The sequence below is a fragment of the Ruegeria sp. CDSA020 genome (assembly GCF_059612345.1).
In genome coordinates, this window is sequence record NZ_JBXWQK010000008.1 from 120,848 (window position 1) to 144,042 (window position 23,195).

Here is a 23,195-nt window from a genome sequence, read left to right on the forward strand (position 1 = left end):
AGGTAGCTAACGCAGGATCGGAACGGCCGTTCCCACCTCATGACCCTGCTGCATCGCACGCGGCAATGGCCCGCCGGTGGACCAATCCAACAGCTCGACCGTATGCAAAATAGGTATCTGCGTGGCCGAACCGATCTGCATCATGCAACCAATATTGCCTGCAGCGATAACATCGGGGTTCTTAGCCTCAAGCGTCCGAACCTTGCGTTGCTTTAACTGACCCGAGATTTCGGGCTGCATCAGGTTATAGGTCCCGGCGCTGCCACAGCACAGATGGCTGTCTGAAGGCTCTAACACGGTGAAACCCGCGTTCTTCAGCAGGTCTTTGGGATGGTTTTTGATCTTTTGCCCATGCTGCAAAGAACAAGCGGCATGATAGGCGACGGTCATGCCCTTGTGCTGGCCTCCGGGCAGGTCCAGCTGCACCAGCAATTCGCTGATATCCATGGCAATCTCCGAGACCCGCGCGGCATCTGCCGCCAAAGCCTCGTTTCGGAACATGTGCCCGTAATCCTTGACGGTCGTACCACAACCCGAGGTGTTGATGACGACGGCATCCAGCCCCTGGCCATCGATCTCATTGGTCCAGGCCTGTATATTGGCCGCCGCCGCTTTGTGGCTGTCAGCCACCTTGCCCATGTGATGGGTCAGCGCACCACAGCATCCCGCGCCTTTGGCCACAACGACTTCGCAGCCCAGCCGGGTCAGCAGGCGAATCGTGGCATCGTTGATATCCGTGTTCAGCGCCTTTTGGGCGCAGCCTGTCATCAGTGCCACGCGCTTTTTCGGCGCTCCTTTAGGGGCAAAGCGTTGCGGGTCATCGTTGCGGCTGACCGGAGGGATATGTTTTGGTGCCATCTCCAGCATCGCCCGCAGCCGCGCATCCGGCATCAGAAACCGAAAGGGACGGCCCAGCTTGGCCCCGATCAGGGCCCAGCGAAACCGCGTCGGATAGGGCAGAATCTGCGCCAGAACCCAACGCAGAAGGCGATCGGTCAGTGGGCGTTTGTAGTTTTGCTCGATATACTCGCGCGCGTGATCGACCAGGTGCATATAGTGAACGCCCGACGGACAGGTGGTCATGCAGGCCAAACAGGACAGGCAGCGGTCGATATGTTTGACGGTTTTCTCATCCGGGACACGCTCATTCTCAAGCATGTCCTTGATCAGGTAGATCCGTCCGCGCGGGCTGTCGAGCTCATCCCCCAGCACCTGATAAGTCGGGCAGGTGGCAGTACAAAAGCCGCAATGAACACAGCTGCGCAGGATCTGGTTCGATCGCTGGATCGCCGGATCCTGCAACTGTTTTTCGGTGAAATCTGTCTGCATTACCCTACCCCATCAGCCCCGGGTTAAACAGCCCTCGGGGATCAAATCTCGCCCGAATGCCTTTTATTAGAGCCTGTGTAGCTACACTCTCAGGCTGGAACCGGCCCAGCCGCTCGACCATTTCCGCATCGCCGCGCACAAGGGTTGCATGACCAGAAAAAGTGCCAAGACGCGCCCGCAAATCGGTTCCCGCAGGAAGACGCAGCCAGATCAGACCCCCGCCCCAGTCGTAGAGCACCTGTTCAGCCTCGGCCCGCGCCGCGATCATCGGGGCGTCACCGGGCGTGACAGACAGACGCCACACATCGCCAGCCTTGCCCCGGAACGCGTGAACATCGCGGATCGCCGTCCACAGTGTTGCCGGTTCATCGACATTTGCGATCTGGCCGAACCCAGACAGTTCGGATGTCAGCCTCTCGGTTCTGTAAGCGACGGAATCGGCAAAACCTTCGACTCTAATTAAGGCCTTTTCGCCTTCCGGGTCATAAGCTGCGCCAGTGACCTCGAACGGAGATCTAAGCGCTGCGGACAGCGTTTTTATCGCTGCTTCTGCATTAGATACGGTCACTGACAGCGTTGCTGTGTGTTCTGGCTTGGGCAGGACTTTCAGCGATACTTCGGTCAGCACGCCCAACGTTCCCCAGGACCCACACATCAGCTTGACCAGATCATAGCCAGTGACATTCTTCATCACCCGCCCGCCATTTTTGATCACCTGCCCGGTGCCATCGACATATCGCACCCCCAGCAAGAAATCGCGACATGCGCCTGCCTGAATGCGGCGCGGCCCCGAGATGTTAGCAGCAACCACACCGCCGATGGTCGGTTCGCCTTGTGTGCCCAACAGGCTGCGATGGTCCATCGGCTCAAAGGCCAGTTGCTGGCCCTCGGCGTCTAATGCGGCCTCAACCTCGGCTAGCGGTGTTCCGGCCTGTGCAACCAGCGTCAAGGCACCGGGTTCATACAGTGTGATGCCTGTCATCCCGCCGGTTTCAATCACTTGGCCGGGACCCTCAACGCCACGAGTGCCGCCGCCGGTGATACGCACGGCGCCTGTAAGTCCAGCCACCATCTGGGCCAGTTCAGTTTCTGACGTGGGTTTCATCATATTTCTCTTTGTTAGAGCCTATTTGCAGCCATTTGCGGGTCGCGACGGGATTCGGAGGCATCCAGCGGGAACACTTTGGCGGGGTTCAGCAACCATCCTGGATCGAACACATCCTTAACCGCCATCTGCGCCTCAAGATCGGCAGGGGCATATTGATGATGCATCAGATCGCGCTTTTCAATTCCCACACCGTGCTCACCGGTCAGGCAACCGCCCTCATCCACACAAAGTTTCAGGATTTCCGCCCCGAACGCCTCACATTTTTCGAGGTCGCCGGGTTTGTTGGCATCAAACAGGATCAAAGGGTGCATGTTCCCGTCGCCGGCATGGAATACATTTCCAACCGGCAGGCCGAACTCATCGCTCAGCTCACCAATCCGGCGCAATACAGCGGGCAGCGCCGATACCGGGATGGTCCCATCCAGGCACATATAGTCGTTCATCTGCCCCATGGCGCCAAAGGCCGATTTGCGGCCCAACCAGATCCGGGCGCTTTCATCCGCCGACTGGCTCTCGCGCAGCTCGACCGGATCGTGGCGTTTTGCAATCTCGACAATCTTGGCCAGCTGGCTGTCGATCTCGGCCTCCGAGCCTTCGACCTCGACAATCAACAATGCTTCGCATTCCGGATACCCGGCATGTGCAAAGTTTTCGCAGGCCTGAATGCACAGGCGATCCATGAACTCAATCGCAACAGGCAAGATACCGGACTTGATGATGTCCGAAACGCATTGGCCTGCGATTTCATTGTCATCAAACCCCATCAGGACGGGCCGTGCGCCTTCGGGCTTGCGCAGGATGCGCAGGGTCGCTTCGGTGACAACGCCCAGTTGCCCTTCGGACCCGCAGATCACCCCCAGCAGGTCAAGACCCGCCGCGTCCAGATTCGCGCCACCGATTTCGACGACGCTGCCATCCATCATCACCAGGGTCACACCCAGCAGGTTGTTCGTGGTCACCCCGTATTTCAGGCAATGCGCCCCGCCGGAATTCATCGCGATATTGCCCGCAATCGCACAAGCCAGTTGCGACGACGGATCGGGGGCATAAAAGAAATCCTCTTCCTCGACCGCGCCGGTGACGCTCAGGTTGGTGCGCCCGGTCTGGACCTTGATGAATCGGTTGTCATAATCAACCTCCAGCACGTCGTTCATCCGGGCCACGCCCAGTATGACGCAATCAGCTGTTGGCAGCGCCCCCCCGGCCAGCGACGTACCTGCACCGCGCGGCACCACCGGCACGCCTTCGTCATGGCAAATGCGCAAGATATCCGAGACCTGCTGCGTGGTCGAAGGCAAAACCGCCAGCATCGGCGGGCATCTATAGGCGGTCAAAGCATCGCATTCATAGGCGCGTGTCTCGGCCGGGTCATGAATGATCGCGTCGTCCGGCAGAACCCCCGACAGGCGCGCCACCACCGCATCTTTGCGACGCAAGACATCAGGGCTTGGCTTTGGCATTTCCATGGCAGGCTCCTTGGTTTGGTAAAATAATATTACCAATTTGTCAGTATGGCAAGTTCCGACTTCCGGAAGTACTGTCACGGCCATGACCTGGATTGACCGCGCCGCTCTGTTTGCCCCTTTGGATTTTGCCGCCATAACGCTGATGATGGGGGCCTGGCTGTGCCTTGGGTGGATGATCGAAAACCCGTCGCCAAAGAAGCGGTCAGTGGCCTTGATGATGGATGAGTATCGCCGCGACTGGATGCGCGAGATGGTCACACGCCAGCCAAGGATGTTTGACGCGCAGGTCGTGGCCACGATGCGGCAAGGCAGTACCTTCTTTGCCTCGACCACGATGATTGCCATCGGTGGTGGCCTGGCCCTGCTGGGCAATACCGAGCGTCTGGCCGGTGTCGCCAGTGATCTGGCCATCGGCAGCTTTCCAGCCCTGGTGTGGGAGATCAAGATACTCGCCGTCGTCCTGCTGCTGGCCAATGCCTTTCTGAAATATGTCTGGGCGCATCGTCTGTTCGGCTATTGCGCGGTACTGATGGCCGCGGTCCCGAATGAGCCCGAAGATCCCATCGCCTATACCCGCGCCACGCAATCGGCCGAAATCTGCGTCACCGCCGCCCGCAGCTTTAACCGCGGGCTGCGCTCTACCTATTTCGCACTGGCCTTGCTTGCATGGTTTCTGGGGCCACTCGCGTTGATCGTCGGCACAGTTATCACTGCAGGCCTGCTTTACCGACGCGAATTCGCCTCGCAATCCCGCGCGATCCTACTGGCACAGGCAGACAATACGCCGTCGTGATCTAATGCCATGGCTGTGGCGTTACTGCGCCGCCTTTAGTTCTTCCTTGTTACGAGCTGGTTTTCGTGTGGGTCGAAACGAACTTTTTGATCAACGCACAATGAATTGCCGATTTGAGCCCAAAATGCCGATTGCTGCGCCTCAATCCAATGATTACTTATCGTTGGTAACGGCGCTCATTACTTTTTGGTCGCCCACCAAAACCAATCACGGCGCTGATTTCTGACGTAATCCTAGAATCCTAACGCTGTGAGCGCTGCACGTGTTGTGTTTCTTGCCTCACCCTTAGGAAGGGGGAAGGCCGCGAAAAAATGATCTAGTGACGCGTCCGGGCGACGCTTGCGGGCGCAATCAGCAAATCTACGGCCGTCTTCTATGTTTCCATTCGCCTGATGGGCCATAGCCGCTAACATATCGATGAGGAAATGCGCGCCGGGTGTGCGTGCAGACAGATCCCCCCAATGCGCGGCCTCTTCCCATTGGCAACTGTTGATCCGTGCCCATGCTTTCATGCCGTGCATTCCATAGAGCAACGGGTCTAGCGGGCTGAGGCGCGTCGCCAGATCTGCACGTTGGTCAATGTTATCACTGACGCCGTTCAACGCTTGCACTAGACCGAGCGAGTAGTGACCCTGCGCATAATTTGGATTTAGCGAAACAGCCTGTTGCAAGTAATGCACCGCGGTATCCAAATCTTGCTGAATCCAATAGCTACGCCCAAGCACAAAATTGGAAAACGGGTCATCGGGGGCCTGTTCCATTGCCCGTTCAGCAGCAGATAAGGCATCCTGAGCGGCAACACCGCGATCGGCGCCGAAACCGGTAAACGCCCTCTGGAAAGAAACGAAAGAAAGCCCGGCATGGGCACGTGCAAAATTGGGCGCACGGGCAAGAGCTTCTTTGAAATATCTGGCAGACAAAGCGTTGTCTTCTTGGGTGAACCGATAAATGTGGTTTAGTCCAAGGTGGAAAAAGCTCCAGGCGTCGAGGGATTCAATATCCTGCCGTCGGGCCTCGGCGGCCTGGTGGCGCGGAACATGGAGTTCGACCGCTGCTACTACAGAATTGGTGACATCGGCCTTGATAGAAAAAATGTCATCAATCAGGCCAGTGTAGCGATCAGCCCAGATCACTTGTCCGGAATCCGCAGCAGCAAGCACCGGAGACACGGTCAGATTTGGTCCGTTAATCTCGACGCTACCCGACAGCACATATCTTACATCTAACTGCTCGCGCACACTTTGCGTGTTTGCAACGCTACCGAGTTGGAAACTTGAGGCGCGCGCAATGACCGTCACCCACTTTGTCAGCGACAACGACACAATCAATTCATGTGCAAGGGCCGGAGCGATCACCCTAGCCTGATCTGTTTCTCCAAAGGCCTGAAACGGCAACACGGCAATGGATGGAGCGACCCCTTCATTGATGATCAGCGTCTCTGCGAGGTTTGCGTCGACCTTTTTGGTCACCGGCAATTCGAACCGAAAGCCCTGTCCCCGGATCGTGCGGATGATGCTTTGCGTTTTCCCGTCATCCCCCAAAGCGGCACGGGCAGATCGGATACGGCTTGCAATAGCGGCGTCTGAAATTGGTGCGCCATTCCAGATTTTGGTGACAATTTCGTCCAATGTCGTCACGCGCGAGCCGTTTTGGACCAATAAGCTCAGCAACAGGAAAACTTGCCGTTCAAGGTGAACGCCTTGACCGTCCGAATACCGCAATTCAGCGGCAGCGTGGTCCAGCTCAAAATTGCCAAAACAGAATTTCATGCAAGAAATCTATCAGAAGTCGCGGAATTCTACACCATTTCTACAAGCTGTCTGCAAGCTTGTGCGCGAACCATCGGGCAAAGTCAGTACATTAATGCAGAATATCATCCATTCAAAGAGGGGCCAGGAAAGTGATTTACGCAAATATCAACGAAACAATCGGACAAACGCCGGTAGTCCGGATCAACAATCTGGCACCAGATCACGTAGAGCTTTTTGTCAAAGCCGAATTTTTCAACCCCGCAGCATCTGTCAAAGACAGGCTAGCGCTTAGCATTATCGAAGAGGCCGAGAAAAGCGGGGCGCTAAAACCAGGCCAAACGGTTGTTGAGGCAACCAGCGGCAACACCGGGATTGGTCTGGCGATGGTGTGTGCTGCAAAGGGCTATCCATTGGTGATCGTAATGGCGGACAGTTTTTCCGTCGAGCGGAGGCGCCTCATGCGGGTGTTGGGGGCGAAAGTGGTGCTGACACCGCGGGCCGAAAAGGCGATGGGAATGTACAACAAGGCGGTGGAGCTGGCCGAGGCCAACGGTTGGTTTCTGGCCCGTCAATTTGAAACGGGCGCGAATGCAAAAGTTCATGAAATGACAACAGGTCCTGAAATTATCGCAGATTTCAAGGATAAGCGGCTGACGCATTTTGTAACGGGATTTGGCACAGGAGGCACATTGACCGGAGTCGCGCGCGTGCTGCGTCGCGAGTCACCCGATACCCGGATTATTCTGACCGAACCCGAGAATGCCGGACTCGTAGGAAGTGGGATTGCGCAGGATCGCAATTCTGATGGCAGCCCTGTCGCCGGTCATTCGGCTTGGCAACCACACCCGTTTCAAGGTTGGTCACCTGACTTTATCCCGGCTGTGTTGCAAGAAGCTTTGGACAATGGATCATTTGACGAACTGATGCCTGTCGCCGGTCCTGGCGCGATCAATATGGCACTGCAGCTTGCCCAGAAGGAGGGCATTCTGACGGGGGTGTCAGGTGGCGGCACGGTTCTGGCAGCACTGCAAGTTGCTAAGACCGCCCCTGAAGGATCCGTTATTTTGGCGATGTTGCCAGATACGGCTGAACGCTATCTTTCGACGCCTTTGTTTGACGACATCGAGGCCGAGATGACCGACGAGGAACGCGCGATTTCCCTGTCCACACCAAGTGCGCAAATGGCGGCCGAGTAATGGACAGAATGCTGCATCAGGAAGAAACACTCGACCCGGAAGACTGGGAAGCCATGCGTGCCACGGCGTACCGCATGGTGGATGAAGCTGTGTCTCGGCTTTCCAATGTGCGCGAATCTCCTGTTTGGCAAAACATGCCAGACAGTGTGCGCACGACATACAAAGAAGCGCTACCGAGATCGGGAATGCCACTTGATACAGTCTTTGAAGAGATGAAAACCAACTTGCTGCCCTATCCAATGGGTAACATCCATCCCAGGTTTTGGATGTGGTATATGGGTGCCAGCAATTTTACCGGCGCTCTCGGCGACTTTATAGCTGCCATTCTGGGGTCAAACCTCGGCGGCGGAAATCACGCCGCAGCTCTTATGGACCAGCAAGTGGTGGACTGGCTCAAGACCATGGTCGGGTTCCCGGCTGGTGCTAGTGGAACCTTGACCAGTGGTGGCTCCGTAGCCAACCTGATAGGCCTCACGGTTGCGCGCAACACAGCGCTCGGCCAGCAAACCATCAGGGAACATGGGGTCGGCGGTGCTAGGCTAGCGTTTTATGCGTCCGATCAGGTTCATGGCTGCCATCTGACTGCAATGGAAGTGCTGGGCCTTGGATCAAATTCCCTGCGGTGCCTGCCATCCCGATCAGACTATACGATCGACGTTACAGCCTTGCGTGCACAGATTGCCGAAGACCGCGCGCATGGCATCCAGCCAGTCGCCATTATCGCAACAGCTGGAACTATCAACACCGGCGCAATTGACGATTTGCCCGCACTCGCAGATGTGTCCCGGCGCGAAGGTCTCTGGCTTCACGTGGACGGTTGCATCGGAGCGCTAGCCGCTATCGCTCCTAAAAACGGAGATAAACTAAAAGGTTTGGACAAAGCTGACTCTGTTGCGCTGGATCCACATAAATGGCTGCATGCACCGTTTGAAGTTGGCTGTTGCGTGGTCAAAGACAAATCGCAACATGTTGATACTTTCGCGCTTAGCCAGTCATATTTGGAGAAGGAACCACGCGGCGTGGCCGCTGCCGATTGGCTACATGATTTTGGCATTCAGACATCGCGCGGGTTCCGGGCGCTTAAGGTTTGGATGAGCCTGAAGGAACATGGTGTCGAAAAATTTGGTCGGCTGATCGACCAGAACATCAACCAAGCAGAGTATCTGGCGGATCGCATCCGAGTGGCAAAGGATATCGAACTATTGGCCGATCCTATGTTGGACATCGTGTGCTTTCGCGTTTGCCTGCCCAATTTGACGGAATCCAATCTCGAAGCCCTCAACCGAGAAGTCATGCTGCGACTGCAGGAAGATGGGGTTGCGGCGCTCTCTGACACGAGAGTTGGGTCGACCTATGCGCTGCGCTGCGCCATTTCCAATCACCGAACGCAACTGAGTGATCTTGACATACTTGTGGAGCAAATAGAGGAATTGATCCCGACATGCAGATCGACCTTGCTCGATAACGAACCATACTGAAGGTATTGGTTGTGCGAGCAAAATACGTTTCATGTGATGCTCTGATACCATAGTGATTGCAACTGGTTGCATAGAAGTTGCCCACGTGCTGTTGACGGTCTGGCAGCACTAGGATGTCGGTTTGCTGCCGTGGACAATTCCCCAGCCCTCCGTTTGGAGTCGGATCTACCCGCGCGAAACGCTATGCAGCCAAAAAGAAAACCTTTGTGGGGCCCGCCAAGAGTTTAGGATCGAAACATGCGATATGTGATTCTCTGCACCTTTCTGGCCAGCCCCGCCCTTGCCGATCCGCCAACGATCGAGCAGGTCAACGCCTCGTCCAGCGGTGGCAGTTGGCGTTTCGATGTGACGATCCGGCATCCGGACACCGGATGGGATCACTATGCCGATGGCTGGCGTGTGCTGGATATGGATAGGAATGAGCTGGGGATGCGTGTGTTGCATCACCCGCATGAGACGGAACAGCCATTTACCCGCTCGCTGGGCGGGGTGGCAATTCCTGATGGTACATCTCAGGTCCAAATACAGGCCCGTTGCAGCGTGGATGGCTGGGCAGACGAAACCATTGTTGTGCCGCTGAACTGACCTCAGAATACGCCCAACGCCAGCCCTGCGGCCATCGCCTGCCCCAAGTCGCGGCATGTCTGCAGCGCCTCTTCAGGGATGCGTTTTTCGGCCAGGATCGCCTCGGGCGTTTGTGCATGGGTGCAGATAATCAGCGGCGACTGAACTTCTTTCAGCCGCCATCCGGTTGCAATTCGGGCCGTCTGTCGTGCCGCATTCTGCCCGTCGGACCCGGCACAGATCATCTGGGCAAAGGGGCGACCTTCGATGCGACCAAGAACCGGATAATAACAGCGGTCGTAAAACTCTTTCATCACGCCCGAAATCGCCGCCAGGTTTTCGGGTGCGCAGAAGATATAACCATCTGCGGCCTGCAGATCTTGGGGTCCGGCCCGCTCTGCGGGTTTCAAAACGGTGTCGGCCTCATCGTGCGCACCTTCGGCAGCAGCTTCGGCCATCTGCCGGGCGCCGCCGGTGCGTGAATGGTAAACGATCAATAGCTGCGCCATGTCAGACCCGGTGATAGGGACCGCCCGACAGGATGGTTGCGGCCCGATAAAGTTGCTCGGCCAGCATCACACGGACCAGCATGTGGGGCCAGACCATGGACCCGAAAGAGATGGAGAAATCCGCCTCGGCGCGCAGATCAGGATCTATTCCGTCGGCACCGCCAATGATCAGCGCCAGATCCTGCCGCCCCGCATCGCGCCAACCGCCCAGCTTTTGGGCAAAATCGGGCGAGGACATCACCCGCCCCCGTTCATCCAGCGTGCAGATTACGGTGCCTTTGGGCAGCGCCTTGCGCAGCAATGTGGCCTCGGCCCCCATCCCTGCGTTTTTCTTGTCTTCAACCTCGATCACCCGCGCAGGCCCAAGGCCCAGCGCGCGGCCGGTCCGATCAAATCGGGTCAGGTAATCATCAAGCAGGGATTTCTCGGGTCCGGCGCGCAATCGCCCGACCGCAACTATGCTGATCCGCATATCTCTCTCGCCTCCGGCCCGTTAATGCAGGCCGGGATAGCGCCTCAGTTCGCCGAGGCGCTGCTGCCCGCAGGCTGCCACATCTTTTCCAGCTGATAGAATTCACGCACTTCGGGGCGGAAGATATGAACGACCACATCGCCCGTATCGATCAGCACCCAGTCGCCGGCATCCTTGCCTTCGACCTTCGAGGTGAATCCGAATTCCTGCTTGATGCGATCCGTCAGCTTTTCCGCCATGGCCGAGACCTGACGGGTCGATCGACCCGAGGCAATAACCATGTGATCCGCGACGGACGACTTGCCCTGCAGGTTGATCTGCACGACGTCTTCGGCCTTGTCATCGGAAAGTGAGGAAAGGATACGTTCAAGCAGCTTGTCGCTGATTGACTGAGACTGGGCCATCATATTGGCCCCATCTTCGGCGGGCAAACCCGCCTGAGTGTGTAGAGACAGGACATAGTCCTCCTTTGCTGCGCGCCATGATATCCCGGCGCCGGGGTACTAATAAGGTAGCAAGGAGATTGCAACATTTCAATGAACACGGGGCGAAAGGGCCGCAACGTTTGCTTAGTCGGTGGCAAGCTGTTGCGCATCGGTGTCGTCATTCAGCACGCGCACCTCTCGCTGCGGGAACGGGATCGAGATGCCTTCAGCCTTGAATGCGTCCCACAGCGCCAGATAGACATTGCCCCGTATATTGGTCAGCCCTTTGGTCGGATCGCTGATCCAGAATCGCAGCACGTAATCCACGCTGCTGTCGCCGAACCCCGTAATGTGGCAGACCGCGTCATGTCCGCTGCCACTGAGCACACGCTCGACAGATTTAACCGCATGGATGGCCGTTGCACGCACATTATGGGGGTCATCCGTGTAACTTGTGCCAAATGTCAGATCCAGCCGCACGAACCGGTCCGAATGCGACCAGTTCACCACCTGATTGGTGATCAAATCCTCGTTCGGGATAAGGTATTCGCGCCCATCCCGCGTGACCACCGAGACATAGCGCGCGCCCAGCGCGTTGATCCAGCCGAACGTGTCGCCCAGCGAAATCACATCACCCGGTTTGATCGACCGATCCATCAGGATGATGATGCCCGAGATCAGATTCGACACCACTTTCTGCAAACCAAAGCCGATGCCGACACCAATGGCCCCCGACAACAGCGCAATACCCGTCAAATCAAAGCCCAGCGTCCGAATGGCGGCCATGAAGACGGCGCCATAGATGACGACCTGTAATCCCTTGGCCAACAAGACCTGCATTGACGGCGAGATATCGTCATTGCGTTTGAGGCCACGTTCAGCAGCGCCGGTACCCAGGCGGGCCAGCGTCAACAGCACGCCGATCAGCAAAAGCGCCTTGAGGATGCCCAACGCCGAGAGGTGCAGATCCCCGATCGAGATCGCCACCCCATCCAGAAACCCAGCGACGTCATCGGTCAAGTTTAGCGCAATCAGCGTCGCATAAGCCCACATTGCCCATTTGAAAATTCGCCGCAACGTCCGGTTTCGGACCAGACGGGCCACTAGCGCAATCGCCAGCCAGGCGGTCGCCAATGTTGCCACCACCCCGATGATATAGCTGCGCGATGGCCAGGTGATCTGCTGCATCACCAGATACAGCATCCAGGACAGCGTGACGAAATAGACAAGCGTCAGACGTTGCATCAGCTGGATCAGCGTACGCAACCGCCATTTGGGCCAACCAGAACGGGCACGGGCCCAGGCCTCCCATCGGCCCTGCGTAACCAGCTTCAACACATAGGCCAGCGCCCAGAGACCCAGGATGATGACCAGCTGATGTTGGCGCCAGCCCGGTGTAATGACCAGATCGACCAGTCTATCGAATTGCAGGGAAAAGGCCTCGATCATGGTCTGATACAGATCAGACAGCGAACTGGGTATCAGGTCTGGGTTCATGCACGTCTCCTGCTTGCCAGCTTGGACAGCGTTGGCGCATGATGCAAGCCCGTCGCCGGATTGCGCCTTGATTGACGGACTGACGCGATATATCTGATGCGCATGAGACTCAATCTGACCCCAACACCTACGTTGCAAGACCGCACGCGACTGCGTGAACGGTTCTTTGGGGCCGCCCGCACGGTTCTGGCCCGCCTATAAGCGGCGTCCAGCCACTCGCCAGCTAAATCTCAATACATACGGGAGAGGACCGATGTCCCCCAAAACACTCTATGACAAGATCTGGGATGCCCATGTCGCGCACGAAGCCGATGATGGCACATGCCTGCTGTATATCGACCGCCATCTGGTTCACGAAGTGACCAGTCCGCAGGCCTTTGAAGGGCTGCGCATGGCCGGCCGCCCGGTGCGCGCACCGGAAAAGACCATCGCGGTACCGGATCACAACGTGCCCACCACGCCGGATCGCGTGAACGGCATCGAAAACCCCGAATCGCGCATTCAGGTCGAGGCACTGGACAAGAACGCCAAGGATTTCGGCATTCACTATTACCCGGTGAATGACGTTCGCCAGGGCATCGTGCATATCGTCGGACCCGAACAGGGTTGGACCCTGCCCGGCATGACTGTTGTTTGCGGCGACAGCCACACCGCAACGCACGGTGCCTTTGGCGCGCTGGCCCATGGCATCGGCACGTCCGAGGTTGAACACGTTCTGGCCACGCAGACCCTGATCCAGAAGAAATCCAAGAACATGAAGGTGGAAATCACCGGCACACTGCAGCCGGGCGTGACCGCCAAGGATATCACTCTGGCCGTGATCGGCGAGACCGGCACTGCTGGTGGCACCGGCTATGTCATCGAATATTGCGGCGAAGCCATCCGCAATCTGTCGATGGAAGGCCGCATGACCGTCTGCAACATGGCCATCGAAGGCGGCGCCCGCGCCGGCCTGATCGCCCCGGATGAGACCACGTTCGAATATGTCAAAGGCCGCCCACACGCACCGAAAGGGGCCCAGTGGGAAGCGGCGATGGACTGGTGGAAAACGCTGTTCACCGACGAAGACGCGCATTTCGACAAGGTCATCACCCTGCGCGGCGAAGACATCGCGCCGGTCGTCACCTGGGGCACCAGCCCCGAGGACGTGCTGCCGATCACTGCATCCGTGCCTCACCCCGAGGATTTCGAAGGCGGCAAAGTCGATGCGGCCCGCCGGTCGATCGAATATATGGGTCTGGAAGCCGGTCAGAAGCTCAGCGACGTTGAAATCGACACCGTCTTTATCGGGTCCTGCACCAACGGCCGCATCGAGGACCTGCGCGCCGCTGCCGAGATTCTGAAGGGCAAAAAGATCAAGGACGGGATGCGGGCGATGGTTGTGCCCGGTTCAGGCCTTGTCCGCGCGCAGGCCGAGGAAGAAGGTCTGGCCGAGATCTTCAAAGAGGCCGGGTTCGAATGGCGTCTGGCGGGATGTTCCATGTGCCTTGCGATGAACCCCGATCAGTTGCAACCGGGCGAGCGCTGCGCCGCGACCTCGAACCGCAACTTCGAAGGCCGTCAGGGCCGCGGCGGGCGCACCCACCTGCTAAGCCCCGCAATGGCTGCCGCAGCGGCAATCACAGGACGGCTGACAGACGTCCGCGAGTTGATGTAAGCTGCCCTCATAACTGGATATTTGAGGGATTTAAGACATGAGTGACTGGATCAAATGGCTCCTGATGGGGCTTCTGTCCATAGTGTTCGGCCTTTTTGTGCTGGGCGCGCCTGCAGTGGCGTCGATTGCCGTAACGGTGGTGACCGGCGTACTGCTGCTGATTTCAGGGGCATTGCAGGTGGTCGGCGGGTTCACCGTCGAGGGCACCGGCAACAAGATCCTGTCGCTTATTATGGGTGCGGTGATGCTGTTTCTGGGCTGGTCCTTCCTGGATCACCCGCTGCAGGGCACCGTGACGCTGGCGACGGTCTGCCTGATCCTGTTTATGGCAGGCGGTATCGCGCGGGTCATTTTGTCGTTCCAGATGAAAGGTACGCAGTATTTCTGGGCGACACTGATCTCGGGCGTGATGTCGATTGTTCTGGCGATGCTCATCTGGCGGTTCGCAGCAACCGATCCCGTCGTGCTGTTGCAACTGCTCGGCATCCTGTTGGGGATCGAAATGGTGTTCAACGGTCTGGGGCTGGTCTTCATGGCGCTCTTCATCAAAGACGCACCCAAAGGCGAAACAACTGAAGCGAAACAAGCTTAAACGCGGGGCATGGGCGCGGCCCTCCCCCGCAGGAGTGTAGACATGGAAAAGTTTGACAAAGTCCACGGGGTGGCCGCCCCGATGCCATTGATCAATATCGACACCGATATGATCATTCCGAAAGTGCACCTGAAAACGATCAAACGATCCGGCCTTGGCGTCGTACTGTTTGACGAGATGCGCTATCACGATCACGGCGGTGAGAATGAAGAGTTCATTCTGAACAAACCCGCCTATCGGCAAACCGAGATTCTGGTGGCCGGCGACAATTTCGGCTGCGGCTCATCGCGCGAACACGCGCCCTGGGCGATCAAGGATTTCGGCATCAAGGTTGTGATCTCAACCAGCTTTGCCGACATCTTCTTCAACAACTGCTTCAAGAACGGCATCCTGCCCATCGTGGTCGAGGAAGAACATCATGCGGTTCTGATGGAAGACGCGCATAGAGGCGAAAACGCCCGCATGACCGTGCATCTGGAAGATCAGCAGATCACCACATCCGATGGTGTCGTGATCGAATTCGAGGTGGATTCTCATCGTAAGCACTGCCTGCTGAACGGTCTGGACGATATTGGCCTGACGATGGAAAAAGACCATCACATCGAGAAGTTCGAGGATCATGCGGGCCAGGCACGCCCCTGGGTGTGATTCTGGGAACGAATCTGTTGATACTCAACTTTATGGGGACGCCACGGCGTCCCCATTCGCCTTCTTGGGGTTCTGAACGGCGAAACCACTACATATAGGTCTCGACTTGAAACACACGTCGGATTTGCGTCAAAAATGATGCAATCCCGCACCAGTTGCGCCATCATTTTGCCCAAAATTGAGTGTTTTCTGCCACCTGGCTTGAGCGAAATGTCGCTTATCGCCAATGTCGGCGGGTACAGGCACCCACCATGGCAAAAAATTGGTGAGAGATGACATCTGCTGCAACGGTAACGTGGCAGGCACAAGTTGGAATGAAGTCGGCAAAGAATCGGCTAATCCAGTTTGAAAGGGTTCGGATAGTGATTGCGCGCACAACAGGGGCGGCAATTCGGGGAATATTGGTTGCACTTTTAGTGCTGACACCCGCGTTGTACTTGCCCGTATCATCAACGAATGGGACCGAGATTGTCGTCTTTCTCGCCATTCTCGCGTTTTTCCTGACCTTCGCCGAATATAATTCGGCCTTCCCAAGCTTTATTGAATTTCGCGACGCACCACCGGTGAACCGCCTGCGCTTTGTTGGGCTGGTTTCGATGGTCGCTTTCCTGACGCTGATCTGCAAAAACGCCTATTCGCCGACAGAATTGACCTCAGGTTTTTATGTGATCGGGTTGGGCGTCGCCAATGTGGTCGATTTCCCCTATTCACCCGTGCGTCTGATCGTGTTGATGCTGCCTGTCAACGCAAGCGCGCCGCTGATCGAACTTGTTCGTATCGCTGCCAGTGTGGCCTATGTCGCAGCTATGGTCACAATCGCCAGTTTCTACTACGCGGTGAAAATACGTGGTTGGCCCACCGGAAACGGAGCCTTCAACGTCTGGACCAATCTGCCGCTGTTCGATCCGACCAAGGGTGGCGATGTCGTGACCCGTCTGCAGCGTGATGGACGGTTGAACATCTCGATCGGCGTCCTGCTGCCGTTTGTAATCCCGGCTCTGATCAAGATCCTGACCGATTATGTGAGCCCGATCTCGCTGAACAGCCCCCAGACGCTGATCTGGACGTTGAGCGCTTGGGCCTTTCTGCCTGCTAGCATGATCATGCGGGGAATGGCGACACTGCGCATTGCAAACCTGATTGTCGAAAAACGCCGCGCCTATTCTACGACTGAAACAACACAGACCGCATGATTCGTGTTTTTCTGCTGCTTTTGCTGCCATTCGCGGCACAGGCAGAGACGATACGCATAGCCACCTTCAACACCGAACTCAGCCGTAAAGGACCGGGCATTCTGCTGCGCGATATCCGGCGCGAGGATGCGCAGGTTCGTGCTGTGATGCGGGTGTTGTTGGAAACCCAACCCGATATCGTTGCCTTGCAGGGCATCGACTGGGATCTCAATGGCGAAACGCTGACCGCATTCGGTGAGGCGCTGCGCGACGAGGGGCTGGACTATCCCTATCGCTTTACCGCCAAGCCTAATTCAGGAATGGAAACCAGTCTGGATCTGGACGGGGACGGGCAGGCCAATGGACCAAGAGATTCCCAAGGCTATGGCGAGTTCACCGGTCAGGGCGGGCTGGCCATTCTGTCCCGGTTTCCCATAGGCCATGACGACATGCAGGATTTCTCGGGAGTATTGTGGCGCGACCTGCCGGGGGCTGATCTGCCGACGGTCGATGGCACGCCATTTCCCTCTGAAGCCGCCCAGCGCATTCAGCGACTGTCCTCGGTGGCACATTGGATCGTACCAATCGAGTCCCCGATCGGCCACCTGAACCTGATGACATTTCACGCGACCCCGCCCGTTTTCGACGGACCCGAGGACCGGAACGGGTTGCGCAATCGTGACGAAATTCGCTTGTGGAACGCTGTGCTGGACGGTGCTCTAGGCCCTGCCCCACTCGGGCCTTTCGTGATTGCTGGGGATGCAAATCTGGATCCCACGCGCGGGGAAGGCCGGAAAGAGGCTATCCAGGGCTTGCTGGCAGACCCGCGGTTGCAGGATGCAAGGCCTGCCACCCCCTCGGGGGCATTGGCCACGGTTGAGTGGAAAGCCGTCGGAGAAATGCGGGTAGATTACGTTCTGCCCTCGGCAGATCTACGCGTTGTGGATGCGGGCATCTTTTGGCCCGACACGGGCGCAGACCTGCGTGCAATCGCCGAACAGGCCAGCCGGCACCGGCTTGTTTGGGTGGACCTGGGACATCGCTAACGCTGGTCAGGCCCGGGCAGTTCTGACCAAGGTCGCGTTCTGCTTGGCTGTTTTCGGGATCGCAGAAGCCATCGCCGCGTCCAAGTCGGTCGTCTGAAATCCAGGGATAAGGTCGTCAAAGAATGCGCCGTCCAAACTATGCGGCAGATCCCATAGATAGCGCATCTCAACCAGATGTGGCGCCAACTTCCAGAAGGGCCGCAGTGCCTGAATCGGCCACCATTTCATTGGGCTGACAGCTATTTCGGCACCGGTTACCCGCGACAAAGATTGCGCAATATCCCGGCCGGTCAGGGTAAACCCGGCATAAGGAACCTCGCAGAAACGGGGAAGGTCCTGGCGGATATCAGCCAACGCAACGGCCGCTCGGGTCAGGTCGGGCAGATAGGCCCAGGCGTGTGGTATATCCGGGCGACCGGGATAAACCATCTTGCCGCGTGCCAAAGGCTTGATCATGACCTGATCGAACCAGTTCCCCGAGGCGCAAGTGTCAATAAAATCACCTGCCCTGAGAAGAATCGTTCTTACCGAGGATTTTCGATAGGCTTCTTCCATCTCAACCCGGATCCTGCCCAGGGGATTTTGTGCCGCATGCGGTGTTGCACCCGACCATGGCCCCGGCGTTTGCGCGCCAAAAACATAGACATTGCCGGGAAGGATCACAGTTGCACCGTGATCCGCTGCCGCATTGATCACGTCACGATGCAGTTCGGGGACTTGTCGCGCCCAGTCCGGATAGGCCGGATTCCAGGCATTGACGACAACATCCACCCCTTCGACAGATCGCTTCAGGTCCTGCGTCTTGCGATCAAAGCAGTGTACGGTCCAGCCCGCCTCGCGAAAAGCTATTGCGGCATTGCGTCCAAACCGACCCGTCGCACCCAGAATAAGGACTGTTCCCGTCATATAAGCCTCCTCTTGTCCATCTAATATGAGCCATTCAGTTCAATTCAGGAATTGCCGCCAAACGCAGAACGTGTATTCATTTTTGAATGGACAAATCTATCACCCACTCTGACTGGTCTCTGATCCAAAGCTTTCTGGCCGTAGCGGAAACCGGATCTTTGTCTGCCGCTGCCCGGCAGTTGAACCGCAGCCAGCCCACCCTGGGTCGCCAGATCCACGCACTTGAGGATGAGCTTGGCGTCTCGCTGTTTGACAGGCATGCTCGGGGCTTGAAGCTAAGTGAAGTCGGAGCGCAGCTTTTCCCGATGGCGCAACAGATGCACGTAGCCATGAACGCGTTCAGCCTAACGGCCGCAGGCCAGTCTCAGGAATTGGAGGGGTCGGTGCGCATCACCGCGTCGGTCTTTGCCTCTCATCACCTGCTGCCGCCGATTCTGGCCCAAATACGGGCAGCAGAACCCGCGATACAACTGGAACTGGTCGCCACCGATGCCACCGAGAACCTGCTCTACCGCGAGGCCGATATCGCAGTGCGGATGTTTCGGCCGGAACAGATGGACATCATCACGAAACATCTGGGGGAAATCAGACTGTGCTTTTGCGCAAGCCGGTCCTATCTGGATCGTGCCGGCCGCCCCAATTCTCCCGACGATCTGTTGAGTCATGACCTTGTCGGGTTTGATGCGAACGAGCAGATCATTATCGGCATGCGCGAAATGGGCTGGCCCGTGAACCGGGACAACTTTGCCACACGCTGCGACTTTCAGACTGCCTATTGGGAACTGGTCCGCGCGGGCTGCGGTATCGGTTTTAGCGCCGTGAGAGTTGCCGAGGCCGACCCAGAGGTAGAGGTTTTGGACATAAACGTCGAAATCCCTGCGCTGCCGGTTTGGCTTGCCGCACCGCAGGCGATGCGGCAAACGACACGAATCCGACGAGTCTGGGATATGTTGGCCGAAGGGATAAAGGCCGATCTCTGACCGATTCACACTATCCGTGACGTAGCAAGGGCACGGAAACCCGATTTCCCGTCCAGAACCTGCGTTTAGGCCGGTTCGTCTCATTGACCCGATGCGGCGCAGGCGCTAGGGCCTTTGCTGTCAAACGCAAGGAGATCCTTCATGTCCAACCCCTCGCTCCTCATCCTGCCCGGAGACGGAATTGGCCCCGAAGTCATGGCCGAAGTGCGCCGTATCATCGACTGGTTCGGTGCCAAGCGCGGCCTGGAATTCGACGTGAGCGAGGATCTGGTCGGCGGTGCCGCCTATGACGCCCATGGCAAACCGCTGTCGGACGAAACCATGGCCAAGGCGCAGGAGGCGGACGCAGTTCTGCTGGGTGCTGTTGGTGGACCCAAATACGACGATCTGGATTTCAGCCTCAAGCCCGAGCGCGGCTTGCTGCGGCTGCGCAAAGAGATGGACCTGTATTCGAACCTGCGCCCGGCGCAGTGCTTTGACGCGCTGGCGGATTTCTCGTCGCTGAAGAAAGACATCGTTGCCGGTCTAGATATCATGATCGTGCGCGAGCTGACCTCGGGCGTCTATTTCGGTGAGCCCCGCGGCATCTTCGAAGAAGGCAACGAACGCGTCGGCATCAACACCCAGCGCTATACCGAATCCGAGATCGAACGCGCCGCACGCTCGGCTTTTGAGCTGGCGATGCGCCGGAACAAGAAACTGTGCTCGATGGAAAAGGCCAATGTCATGGAATCCGGCATTCTATGGCGCGAAGTCGTAAACCGGGTCGCTCAGGACTATCCCGAGGTCGAGCTAAGCCACATGTATGCCGACAATGGCGCGATGCAGCTGGTGCGTGCGCCCAAGCAGTTTGATGTGATCGTCACTGACAACCTGTTTGGTGACATCCTGTCGGACTGTGCCGCGATGCTGACCGGTTCACTGGGCATGCTGCCGTCCGCCTCCCTGGGCTCACCAATGGCCAATGGCCGCCCCAAGGCGATGTACGAGCCGGTCCACGGTTCCGCCCCCGATATCGCCGGTCAGGGCAAAGCCAACCCGATCGCCTGTATCCTGAGCTTTGCCATGGCACTGCGCTACAGCTTCGATCAGGGGGCCGAGGCTGACCGACTGGAAGCCGCTATCGAAAAAGTCCTGGCCGATGGTGTCCGCACCGGCGACCTGCTGGCCGACGAAGGGGTCACGCCGGTTTCCACCACGGAAATGGGCGACGCGATTCTGGCGGCTCTGGACGACAGCCTCTGATCAGAGGTCACACCCGAAAATAGAGGCGGCGCCAGATGCGCCGCCCAACTATAGCCGATGGCGTGGATCACTGGCACGTAGTCTGCTCGGGCTCTTGCCGCGGACGTCGCTAGTCTGTTTTGAGCCCAAAGTCACGAATGCTGCAACATGCATGAATGCCGGCTTTTGGTCACGCAGTAGCCAAACACAAGAATTGGTTTTCAGATCGTTTGGTCTATTGTGATCTATTATGCTCTGTCCCTGCTTCATCTACCCAAAAGGAAAGGGGGTTTGCCTTCACACCATCCAACATCCTCAATACTTCTGCCTTCCATCCCGCTTTGGTCTGTAGTGCCAATTGGGACGGTGGTCGGTGGTTTGGTTCGAGGATGGCATACTCATATCTGAGCGGTTTCGTGAAGGGTAAGAAAACCACTTTGCCATTCGAGAAGTTAAGTTCACGCTCAGTCGCAACTGTCAGCGGATCTACGATGCTGCAACACTGTCCTGAACTCACAAAGGGGATTAATGGCAGAAAGTACTGGCAAGTTACCGTTGGGTTGTATTCAGCGGCAACATTTTCAAACTCCTGCCGGATTTTTCGTTGAAACGGGTGTGAAGGATGCAGGCCGCCCATTGGCGTTCCATCCAGATCCGATAAGGTCAAGCTCTGGCGCGATGAAAGCGGATGATCGCGATCAAGGGCACAGAAGCAATCTGCCCGAATTAGCTCGGCGGAATATTGGGGTTTTTTACCGGTTGAATGCTCGAAGTCAGCAAAGCCGAAGTCGATGTTTTGTGATCCCGCAAGCTCCATAATCTGAGGTGAGCTGCGAGTGGAAAGTGTTATGCGAATTTCGGGGTTTTCGCCAACTGACTGGCTTATGAAACGCGGGAACAAAAAGGCAGACGGACCAGGCATCGTTGCAATATTCAAGCTTCCGGCATGCCCTTTGATGAGACCTTCCATGGTGTTGGAGATCGACGCGAGGCGGTCAAGAATGCCTGTCGTTTCTGCCAATAGATAATGCGCTTCGGGAACCGGCACCAAACGCCGTCCTTTACGTTCGAACAGCGACAGGCCCAGAGATTTTTCAAGGTTTTTCAACGCAAGACTGATTGCAGGCTGCGTTCGATTCAGTTTCTTGGCTGTTTGAGAGATGGAGCCGGTCTCCATCACCTCACGAAATACAGTTAGCTGGGTCAGGTTCATATGTTTAAATATAAGTAAAAATTTAGTTTAGTGAAATATAACAAATTTGTATTTATGCAATTTGTCTCTACGCTTGCAGGATCGAAGTTTGGGAAAACCGAAACCGAAATTCCAACAAGGGAGATGACAATGAAAATTGTAAAATGCTTGACTGGTCTAGCATTGGCGGGCGCGCTGGCCGCACCTGCGCTGGCGCAAGATCCGACCTTTTTCCGTATCGGCACCGGTGGTGCTGGCGGCACCTACTTCCCCATCGGTGGCACCATCGCCAATGGTATCTCAGCGCCTCCGGGCTCACGCCCGTGTGAAGAAGGTGGCCAGTGCGGTGTTCCGGGGCTGATCGCAATTGCGCAATCCACCACCGCGTCGGTCTTTAACAACGCGGCCGTTGAAAACGGTGAGCTTGAGGCGGGTCTTGCTGCAGCTGACGTCACGCGTTCGATGTATCTGGGAGAAGGCAAGTTCGACGGCAAACCGCATCCGAAACTGCGCATCGTGGCCAATCTGTTCCCCGAAGACCTGCACCTTGTTCTGCCGGCTGGCTCGACAATCAACGATCTGAGCGATCTGGAAGGCAAGCGCGTTGGAATTGCACAGGCTGGTTCTGGCACGCAGGTCGCCGTTCTGCAGATGCTCGATGCCTGGGGCGTCAACCGTGACAACATGGACGAAGCTGAACTTAACAACAGCCAGAGCGCCGAGCGTCTGGCCGACGGTCAGCTGGACGCCTATTTCTATGCTGCGGGCTGGCCGGTTGCTGCGATGGTGCAACTATCTTCGACCAAAGGCATGAACCTGCACTCGTTCAGCGATGAGGATCTGGCCAAGATCAATGAGATCATTCCGGCCTATATTCCCTCGGCCATCCCGGGCGGTGTCTATGAAGGCATTGATGCTGAAACGAAGACCCCCGCAGTAAGCGCGATGCTGGTTGTGTCCTCGGACCTGTCTGATGATCTAGTCTATGAGCTGACCAAGGCGATGTGGAACGACAACACCCGCAAGTTGCTGGATAACGGTCATGCCAAGGGCAAGCAGATCACCCCTGATACCGCTCTGGACGGTGTCGAAGCACTGGGCGTACCGCTGCATCCGGGTGCTGAGAAGTTCTACAAAGAAGCCGGGCTTCTTCAGTAACTCTGTCTCACGAAACTGAATTGTCCGGTGTT

General features: G+C 57.1%; 23 protein-coding genes. 13 read left to right on the forward strand and 10 right to left on the reverse strand.

Going from position 1 to position 23,195, the window contains the following annotated elements; translation table 11 throughout:
- Positions 1–6: 6 nt before the first annotated feature.
- The 3 genes from glcF to AC2FJW_RS15170 are packed head-to-tail and all read right to left on the reverse strand — an operon-like array spanning position 7 to position 3,903.
- Positions 7–1,329, reverse strand: coding sequence for a glycolate oxidase subunit GlcF (gene glcF, locus AC2FJW_RS15160; RefSeq protein ID WP_496750524.1), 1,323 nt, complete (start codon positions 1,327–1,329; stop codon positions 7–9).
- A 4-nt stretch (positions 1,330–1,333) separates the two neighbouring features.
- Positions 1,334–2,434 carry an FAD-binding protein gene (locus tag AC2FJW_RS15165; protein ID WP_496750526.1) on the reverse strand — a complete coding sequence of 367 codons (1,101 nt, stop codon included), beginning with the start codon at positions 2,432–2,434 and terminating at the stop codon, positions 1,334–1,336.
- Positions 2,435–2,448: 14 nt separating this feature from the next.
- Positions 2,449–3,903, reverse strand: a complete 1,455-nt coding sequence (locus tag AC2FJW_RS15170) for an FAD-linked oxidase C-terminal domain-containing protein (RefSeq protein ID WP_496750528.1) — start codon at positions 3,901–3,903, stop codon at positions 2,449–2,451.
- 82 nt (positions 3,904–3,985) lie between these two features.
- Between AC2FJW_RS15170 and AC2FJW_RS15175 the strand changes: the two genes are divergently transcribed.
- The gene (locus tag AC2FJW_RS15175; protein WP_496750530.1) at positions 3,986–4,696 is read left to right on the forward strand and encodes a DUF599 domain-containing protein; all 711 of its coding nucleotides are present in this window, start codon (positions 3,986–3,988) and stop codon (positions 4,694–4,696) included.
- Between the two features lie 233 nt (positions 4,697–4,929).
- Here the strand turns inward: AC2FJW_RS15175 and AC2FJW_RS15180 are convergent, their stop codons facing one another.
- Positions 4,930–6,465 carry a winged helix-turn-helix domain-containing protein gene (locus tag AC2FJW_RS15180; protein ID WP_496750532.1) on the reverse strand — a complete coding sequence of 512 codons (1,536 nt, stop codon included), beginning with the start codon at positions 6,463–6,465 and terminating at the stop codon, positions 4,930–4,932.
- A gap of 131 nt (positions 6,466–6,596) precedes the next feature.
- Here AC2FJW_RS15180 and AC2FJW_RS15185 point away from each other — a divergent pair, with 131 nt between their 5' ends.
- From AC2FJW_RS15185 to AC2FJW_RS15195, 3 genes are all read left to right on the forward strand, one after another.
- The gene (locus AC2FJW_RS15185; protein WP_496750533.1) at positions 6,597–7,643 is read left to right on the forward strand and encodes a PLP-dependent cysteine synthase family protein; all 1,047 of its coding nucleotides are present in this window, start codon (positions 6,597–6,599) and stop codon (positions 7,641–7,643) included.
- A complete protein-coding gene (locus tag AC2FJW_RS15190) occupies positions 7,643–9,121 on the forward strand; it encodes a pyridoxal phosphate-dependent decarboxylase family protein (RefSeq protein WP_496750535.1) in 1,479 nt (492 codons plus the stop codon). Before AC2FJW_RS15185 ends, AC2FJW_RS15190 begins: the two co-directional genes overlap by 1 nt.
- A 237-nt stretch (positions 9,122–9,358) precedes the next feature.
- Positions 9,359–9,706, forward strand: a complete 348-nt coding sequence (locus AC2FJW_RS15195; protein WP_496697316.1) for a hypothetical protein — start codon at positions 9,359–9,361, stop codon at positions 9,704–9,706.
- 2 nt (positions 9,707–9,708) lie between these two features.
- Here AC2FJW_RS15195 and AC2FJW_RS15200 read toward each other — a convergent pair whose 3' ends face one another.
- The 4 genes from AC2FJW_RS15200 to AC2FJW_RS15215 form a co-directional block, all read right to left on the reverse strand.
- Positions 9,709–10,194 (reverse strand): flavodoxin family protein, encoded by a 486-nt coding sequence (locus AC2FJW_RS15200; RefSeq protein ID WP_496697314.1) that lies wholly within the window; start codon positions 10,192–10,194, stop codon positions 9,709–9,711.
- Position 10,195: 1 nt separating this feature from the next.
- Positions 10,196–10,666 carry a 23S rRNA (pseudouridine(1915)-N(3))-methyltransferase RlmH gene (rlmH, locus tag AC2FJW_RS15205; protein ID WP_496689876.1) on the reverse strand — a complete coding sequence of 157 codons (471 nt, stop codon included), beginning with the start codon at positions 10,664–10,666 and terminating at the stop codon, positions 10,196–10,198.
- A gap of 44 nt (positions 10,667–10,710) precedes the next feature.
- Positions 10,711–11,073: a ribosome silencing factor gene (gene rsfS, locus AC2FJW_RS15210; RefSeq protein ID WP_496750536.1), complete on the reverse strand. Its 363-nt coding sequence runs from the start codon at positions 11,071–11,073 to the stop codon at positions 10,711–10,713.
- 162 nt (positions 11,074–11,235) lie between these two features.
- The gene (locus tag AC2FJW_RS15215) at positions 11,236–12,588 is read right to left on the reverse strand and encodes a mechanosensitive ion channel family protein (protein WP_496750538.1); all 1,353 of its coding nucleotides are present in this window, start codon (positions 12,586–12,588) and stop codon (positions 11,236–11,238) included.
- Positions 12,589–12,690: 102 nt separating this feature from the next.
- Here AC2FJW_RS15215 and AC2FJW_RS15220 point away from each other — a divergent pair, with 102 nt between their 5' ends.
- The 6 genes from AC2FJW_RS15220 (at position 12,691) to AC2FJW_RS15245 (ending at position 17,703) form a co-directional block, all read left to right on the forward strand.
- The gene (locus AC2FJW_RS15220) at positions 12,691–12,789 is read left to right on the forward strand and encodes an isopropylmalate isomerase (RefSeq protein ID WP_496750540.1); all 99 of its coding nucleotides are present in this window, start codon (positions 12,691–12,693) and stop codon (positions 12,787–12,789) included.
- Between the two features lie 52 nt (positions 12,790–12,841).
- Positions 12,842–14,245, forward strand: a complete 1,404-nt coding sequence (leuC, locus tag AC2FJW_RS15225) for a 3-isopropylmalate dehydratase large subunit (RefSeq protein ID WP_496697309.1) — start codon at positions 12,842–12,844, stop codon at positions 14,243–14,245.
- 37 nt (positions 14,246–14,282) lie between these two features.
- Positions 14,283–14,837 carry an HdeD family acid-resistance protein gene (locus AC2FJW_RS15230; RefSeq protein WP_271950915.1) on the forward strand — a complete coding sequence of 185 codons (555 nt, stop codon included), beginning with the start codon at positions 14,283–14,285 and terminating at the stop codon, positions 14,835–14,837.
- A gap of 42 nt (positions 14,838–14,879) precedes the next feature.
- Positions 14,880–15,485, forward strand: coding sequence for a 3-isopropylmalate dehydratase small subunit (gene leuD / locus AC2FJW_RS15235; RefSeq protein ID WP_142638386.1), 606 nt, complete (start codon positions 14,880–14,882; stop codon positions 15,483–15,485).
- Positions 15,486–15,847: 362 nt separating this feature from the next.
- Positions 15,848–16,678, forward strand: coding sequence for a hypothetical protein (locus AC2FJW_RS15240; protein ID WP_496692682.1), 831 nt, complete (start codon positions 15,848–15,850; stop codon positions 16,676–16,678).
- Complete coding sequence (locus AC2FJW_RS15245; RefSeq protein ID WP_496697306.1) at positions 16,675–17,703, forward strand: endonuclease/exonuclease/phosphatase family protein; 1,029 nt, start codon at positions 16,675–16,677, stop codon at positions 17,701–17,703. Before AC2FJW_RS15240 ends, AC2FJW_RS15245 begins: the two co-directional genes overlap by 4 nt.
- Before the next feature lie 6 nt (positions 17,704–17,709).
- On the opposite strand, the gene AC2FJW_RS15250 is transcribed toward AC2FJW_RS15245, so the two are convergent.
- Positions 17,710–18,609, reverse strand: coding sequence for a sugar nucleotide-binding protein (locus AC2FJW_RS15250; RefSeq protein WP_496750542.1), 900 nt, complete (start codon positions 18,607–18,609; stop codon positions 17,710–17,712).
- An 86-nt stretch (positions 18,610–18,695) separates the two neighbouring features.
- Here AC2FJW_RS15250 and AC2FJW_RS15255 point away from each other — a divergent pair, with 86 nt between their 5' ends.
- A complete protein-coding gene (locus AC2FJW_RS15255) occupies positions 18,696–19,589 on the forward strand; it encodes a LysR family transcriptional regulator (protein ID WP_496689880.1) in 894 nt (297 codons plus the stop codon).
- Positions 19,590–19,730: 141 nt separating this feature from the next.
- Positions 19,731–20,834, forward strand: a complete 1,104-nt coding sequence (gene leuB, locus AC2FJW_RS15260; protein WP_142638396.1) for a 3-isopropylmalate dehydrogenase — start codon at positions 19,731–19,733, stop codon at positions 20,832–20,834.
- Positions 20,835–21,048: 214 nt separating this feature from the next.
- Here the strand turns inward: leuB and AC2FJW_RS15265 are convergent, their stop codons facing one another.
- The gene (locus AC2FJW_RS15265) at positions 21,049–22,026 is read right to left on the reverse strand and encodes a LysR family transcriptional regulator (protein ID WP_496750543.1); all 978 of its coding nucleotides are present in this window, start codon (positions 22,024–22,026) and stop codon (positions 21,049–21,051) included.
- A 129-nt stretch (positions 22,027–22,155) separates the two neighbouring features.
- On the opposite strand from AC2FJW_RS15265, the gene AC2FJW_RS15270 reads away from it, so the two are divergent.
- The gene (locus AC2FJW_RS15270) at positions 22,156–23,163 is read left to right on the forward strand and encodes a TAXI family TRAP transporter solute-binding subunit (protein WP_496750545.1); all 1,008 of its coding nucleotides are present in this window, start codon (positions 22,156–22,158) and stop codon (positions 23,161–23,163) included.
- Positions 23,164–23,195 lie beyond the last annotated feature (32 nt).

Coding starts and splice junctions, on each gene's coding strand:
- AC2FJW_RS15175 (WP_496750530.1), top strand. CDS start 3,986: ATGACCTGGATTGACCGCGCCGCTCTGTTTGCCCCTTTGGATTTTGCC.
- AC2FJW_RS15230 (WP_271950915.1), top strand. CDS start 14,283: ATGAGTGACTGGATCAAATGGCTCCTGATGGGGCTTCTGTCCATAGTG.
- leuC (WP_496697309.1), top strand. CDS start 12,842: ATGTCCCCCAAAACACTCTATGACAAGATCTGGGATGCCCATGTCGCG.
- AC2FJW_RS15180 (WP_496750532.1), bottom strand. CDS start 6,465: ATGAAATTCTGTTTTGGCAATTTTGAGCTGGACCACGCTGCCGCTGAA.
- AC2FJW_RS15270 (WP_496750545.1), top strand. CDS start 22,156: ATGAAAATTGTAAAATGCTTGACTGGTCTAGCATTGGCGGGCGCGCTG.
- rsfS (WP_496750536.1), bottom strand. CDS start 11,073: ATGATGGCCCAGTCTCAGTCAATCAGCGACAAGCTGCTTGAACGTATC.
- glcF (WP_496750524.1), bottom strand. CDS start 1,329: ATGCAGACAGATTTCACCGAAAAACAGTTGCAGGATCCGGCGATCCAG.
- AC2FJW_RS15170 (WP_496750528.1), bottom strand. CDS start 3,903: ATGGAAATGCCAAAGCCAAGCCCTGATGTCTTGCGTCGCAAAGATGCG.
- AC2FJW_RS15220 (WP_496750540.1), top strand. CDS start 12,691: ATGAGACTCAATCTGACCCCAACACCTACGTTGCAAGACCGCACGCGA.
- AC2FJW_RS15195 (WP_496697316.1), top strand. CDS start 9,359: ATGCGATATGTGATTCTCTGCACCTTTCTGGCCAGCCCCGCCCTTGCC.
- AC2FJW_RS15255 (WP_496689880.1), top strand. CDS start 18,696: ATGGACAAATCTATCACCCACTCTGACTGGTCTCTGATCCAAAGCTTT.
- AC2FJW_RS15250 (WP_496750542.1), bottom strand. CDS start 18,609: ATGACGGGAACAGTCCTTATTCTGGGTGCGACGGGTCGGTTTGGACGC.
- AC2FJW_RS15200 (WP_496697314.1), bottom strand. CDS start 10,194: ATGGCGCAGCTATTGATCGTTTACCATTCACGCACCGGCGGCGCCCGG.
- leuB (WP_142638396.1), top strand. CDS start 19,731: ATGTCCAACCCCTCGCTCCTCATCCTGCCCGGAGACGGAATTGGCCCC.
- AC2FJW_RS15245 (WP_496697306.1), top strand. CDS start 16,675: ATGATTCGTGTTTTTCTGCTGCTTTTGCTGCCATTCGCGGCACAGGCA.
- AC2FJW_RS15265 (WP_496750543.1), bottom strand. CDS start 22,026: ATGAACCTGACCCAGCTAACTGTATTTCGTGAGGTGATGGAGACCGGC.
- AC2FJW_RS15190 (WP_496750535.1), top strand. CDS start 7,643: ATGGACAGAATGCTGCATCAGGAAGAAACACTCGACCCGGAAGACTGG.
- AC2FJW_RS15165 (WP_496750526.1), bottom strand. CDS start 2,434: ATGAAACCCACGTCAGAAACTGAACTGGCCCAGATGGTGGCTGGACTT.
- AC2FJW_RS15215 (WP_496750538.1), bottom strand. CDS start 12,588: ATGAACCCAGACCTGATACCCAGTTCGCTGTCTGATCTGTATCAGACC.
- rlmH (WP_496689876.1), bottom strand. CDS start 10,666: ATGCGGATCAGCATAGTTGCGGTCGGGCGATTGCGCGCCGGACCCGAG.
- leuD (WP_142638386.1), top strand. CDS start 14,880: ATGGAAAAGTTTGACAAAGTCCACGGGGTGGCCGCCCCGATGCCATTG.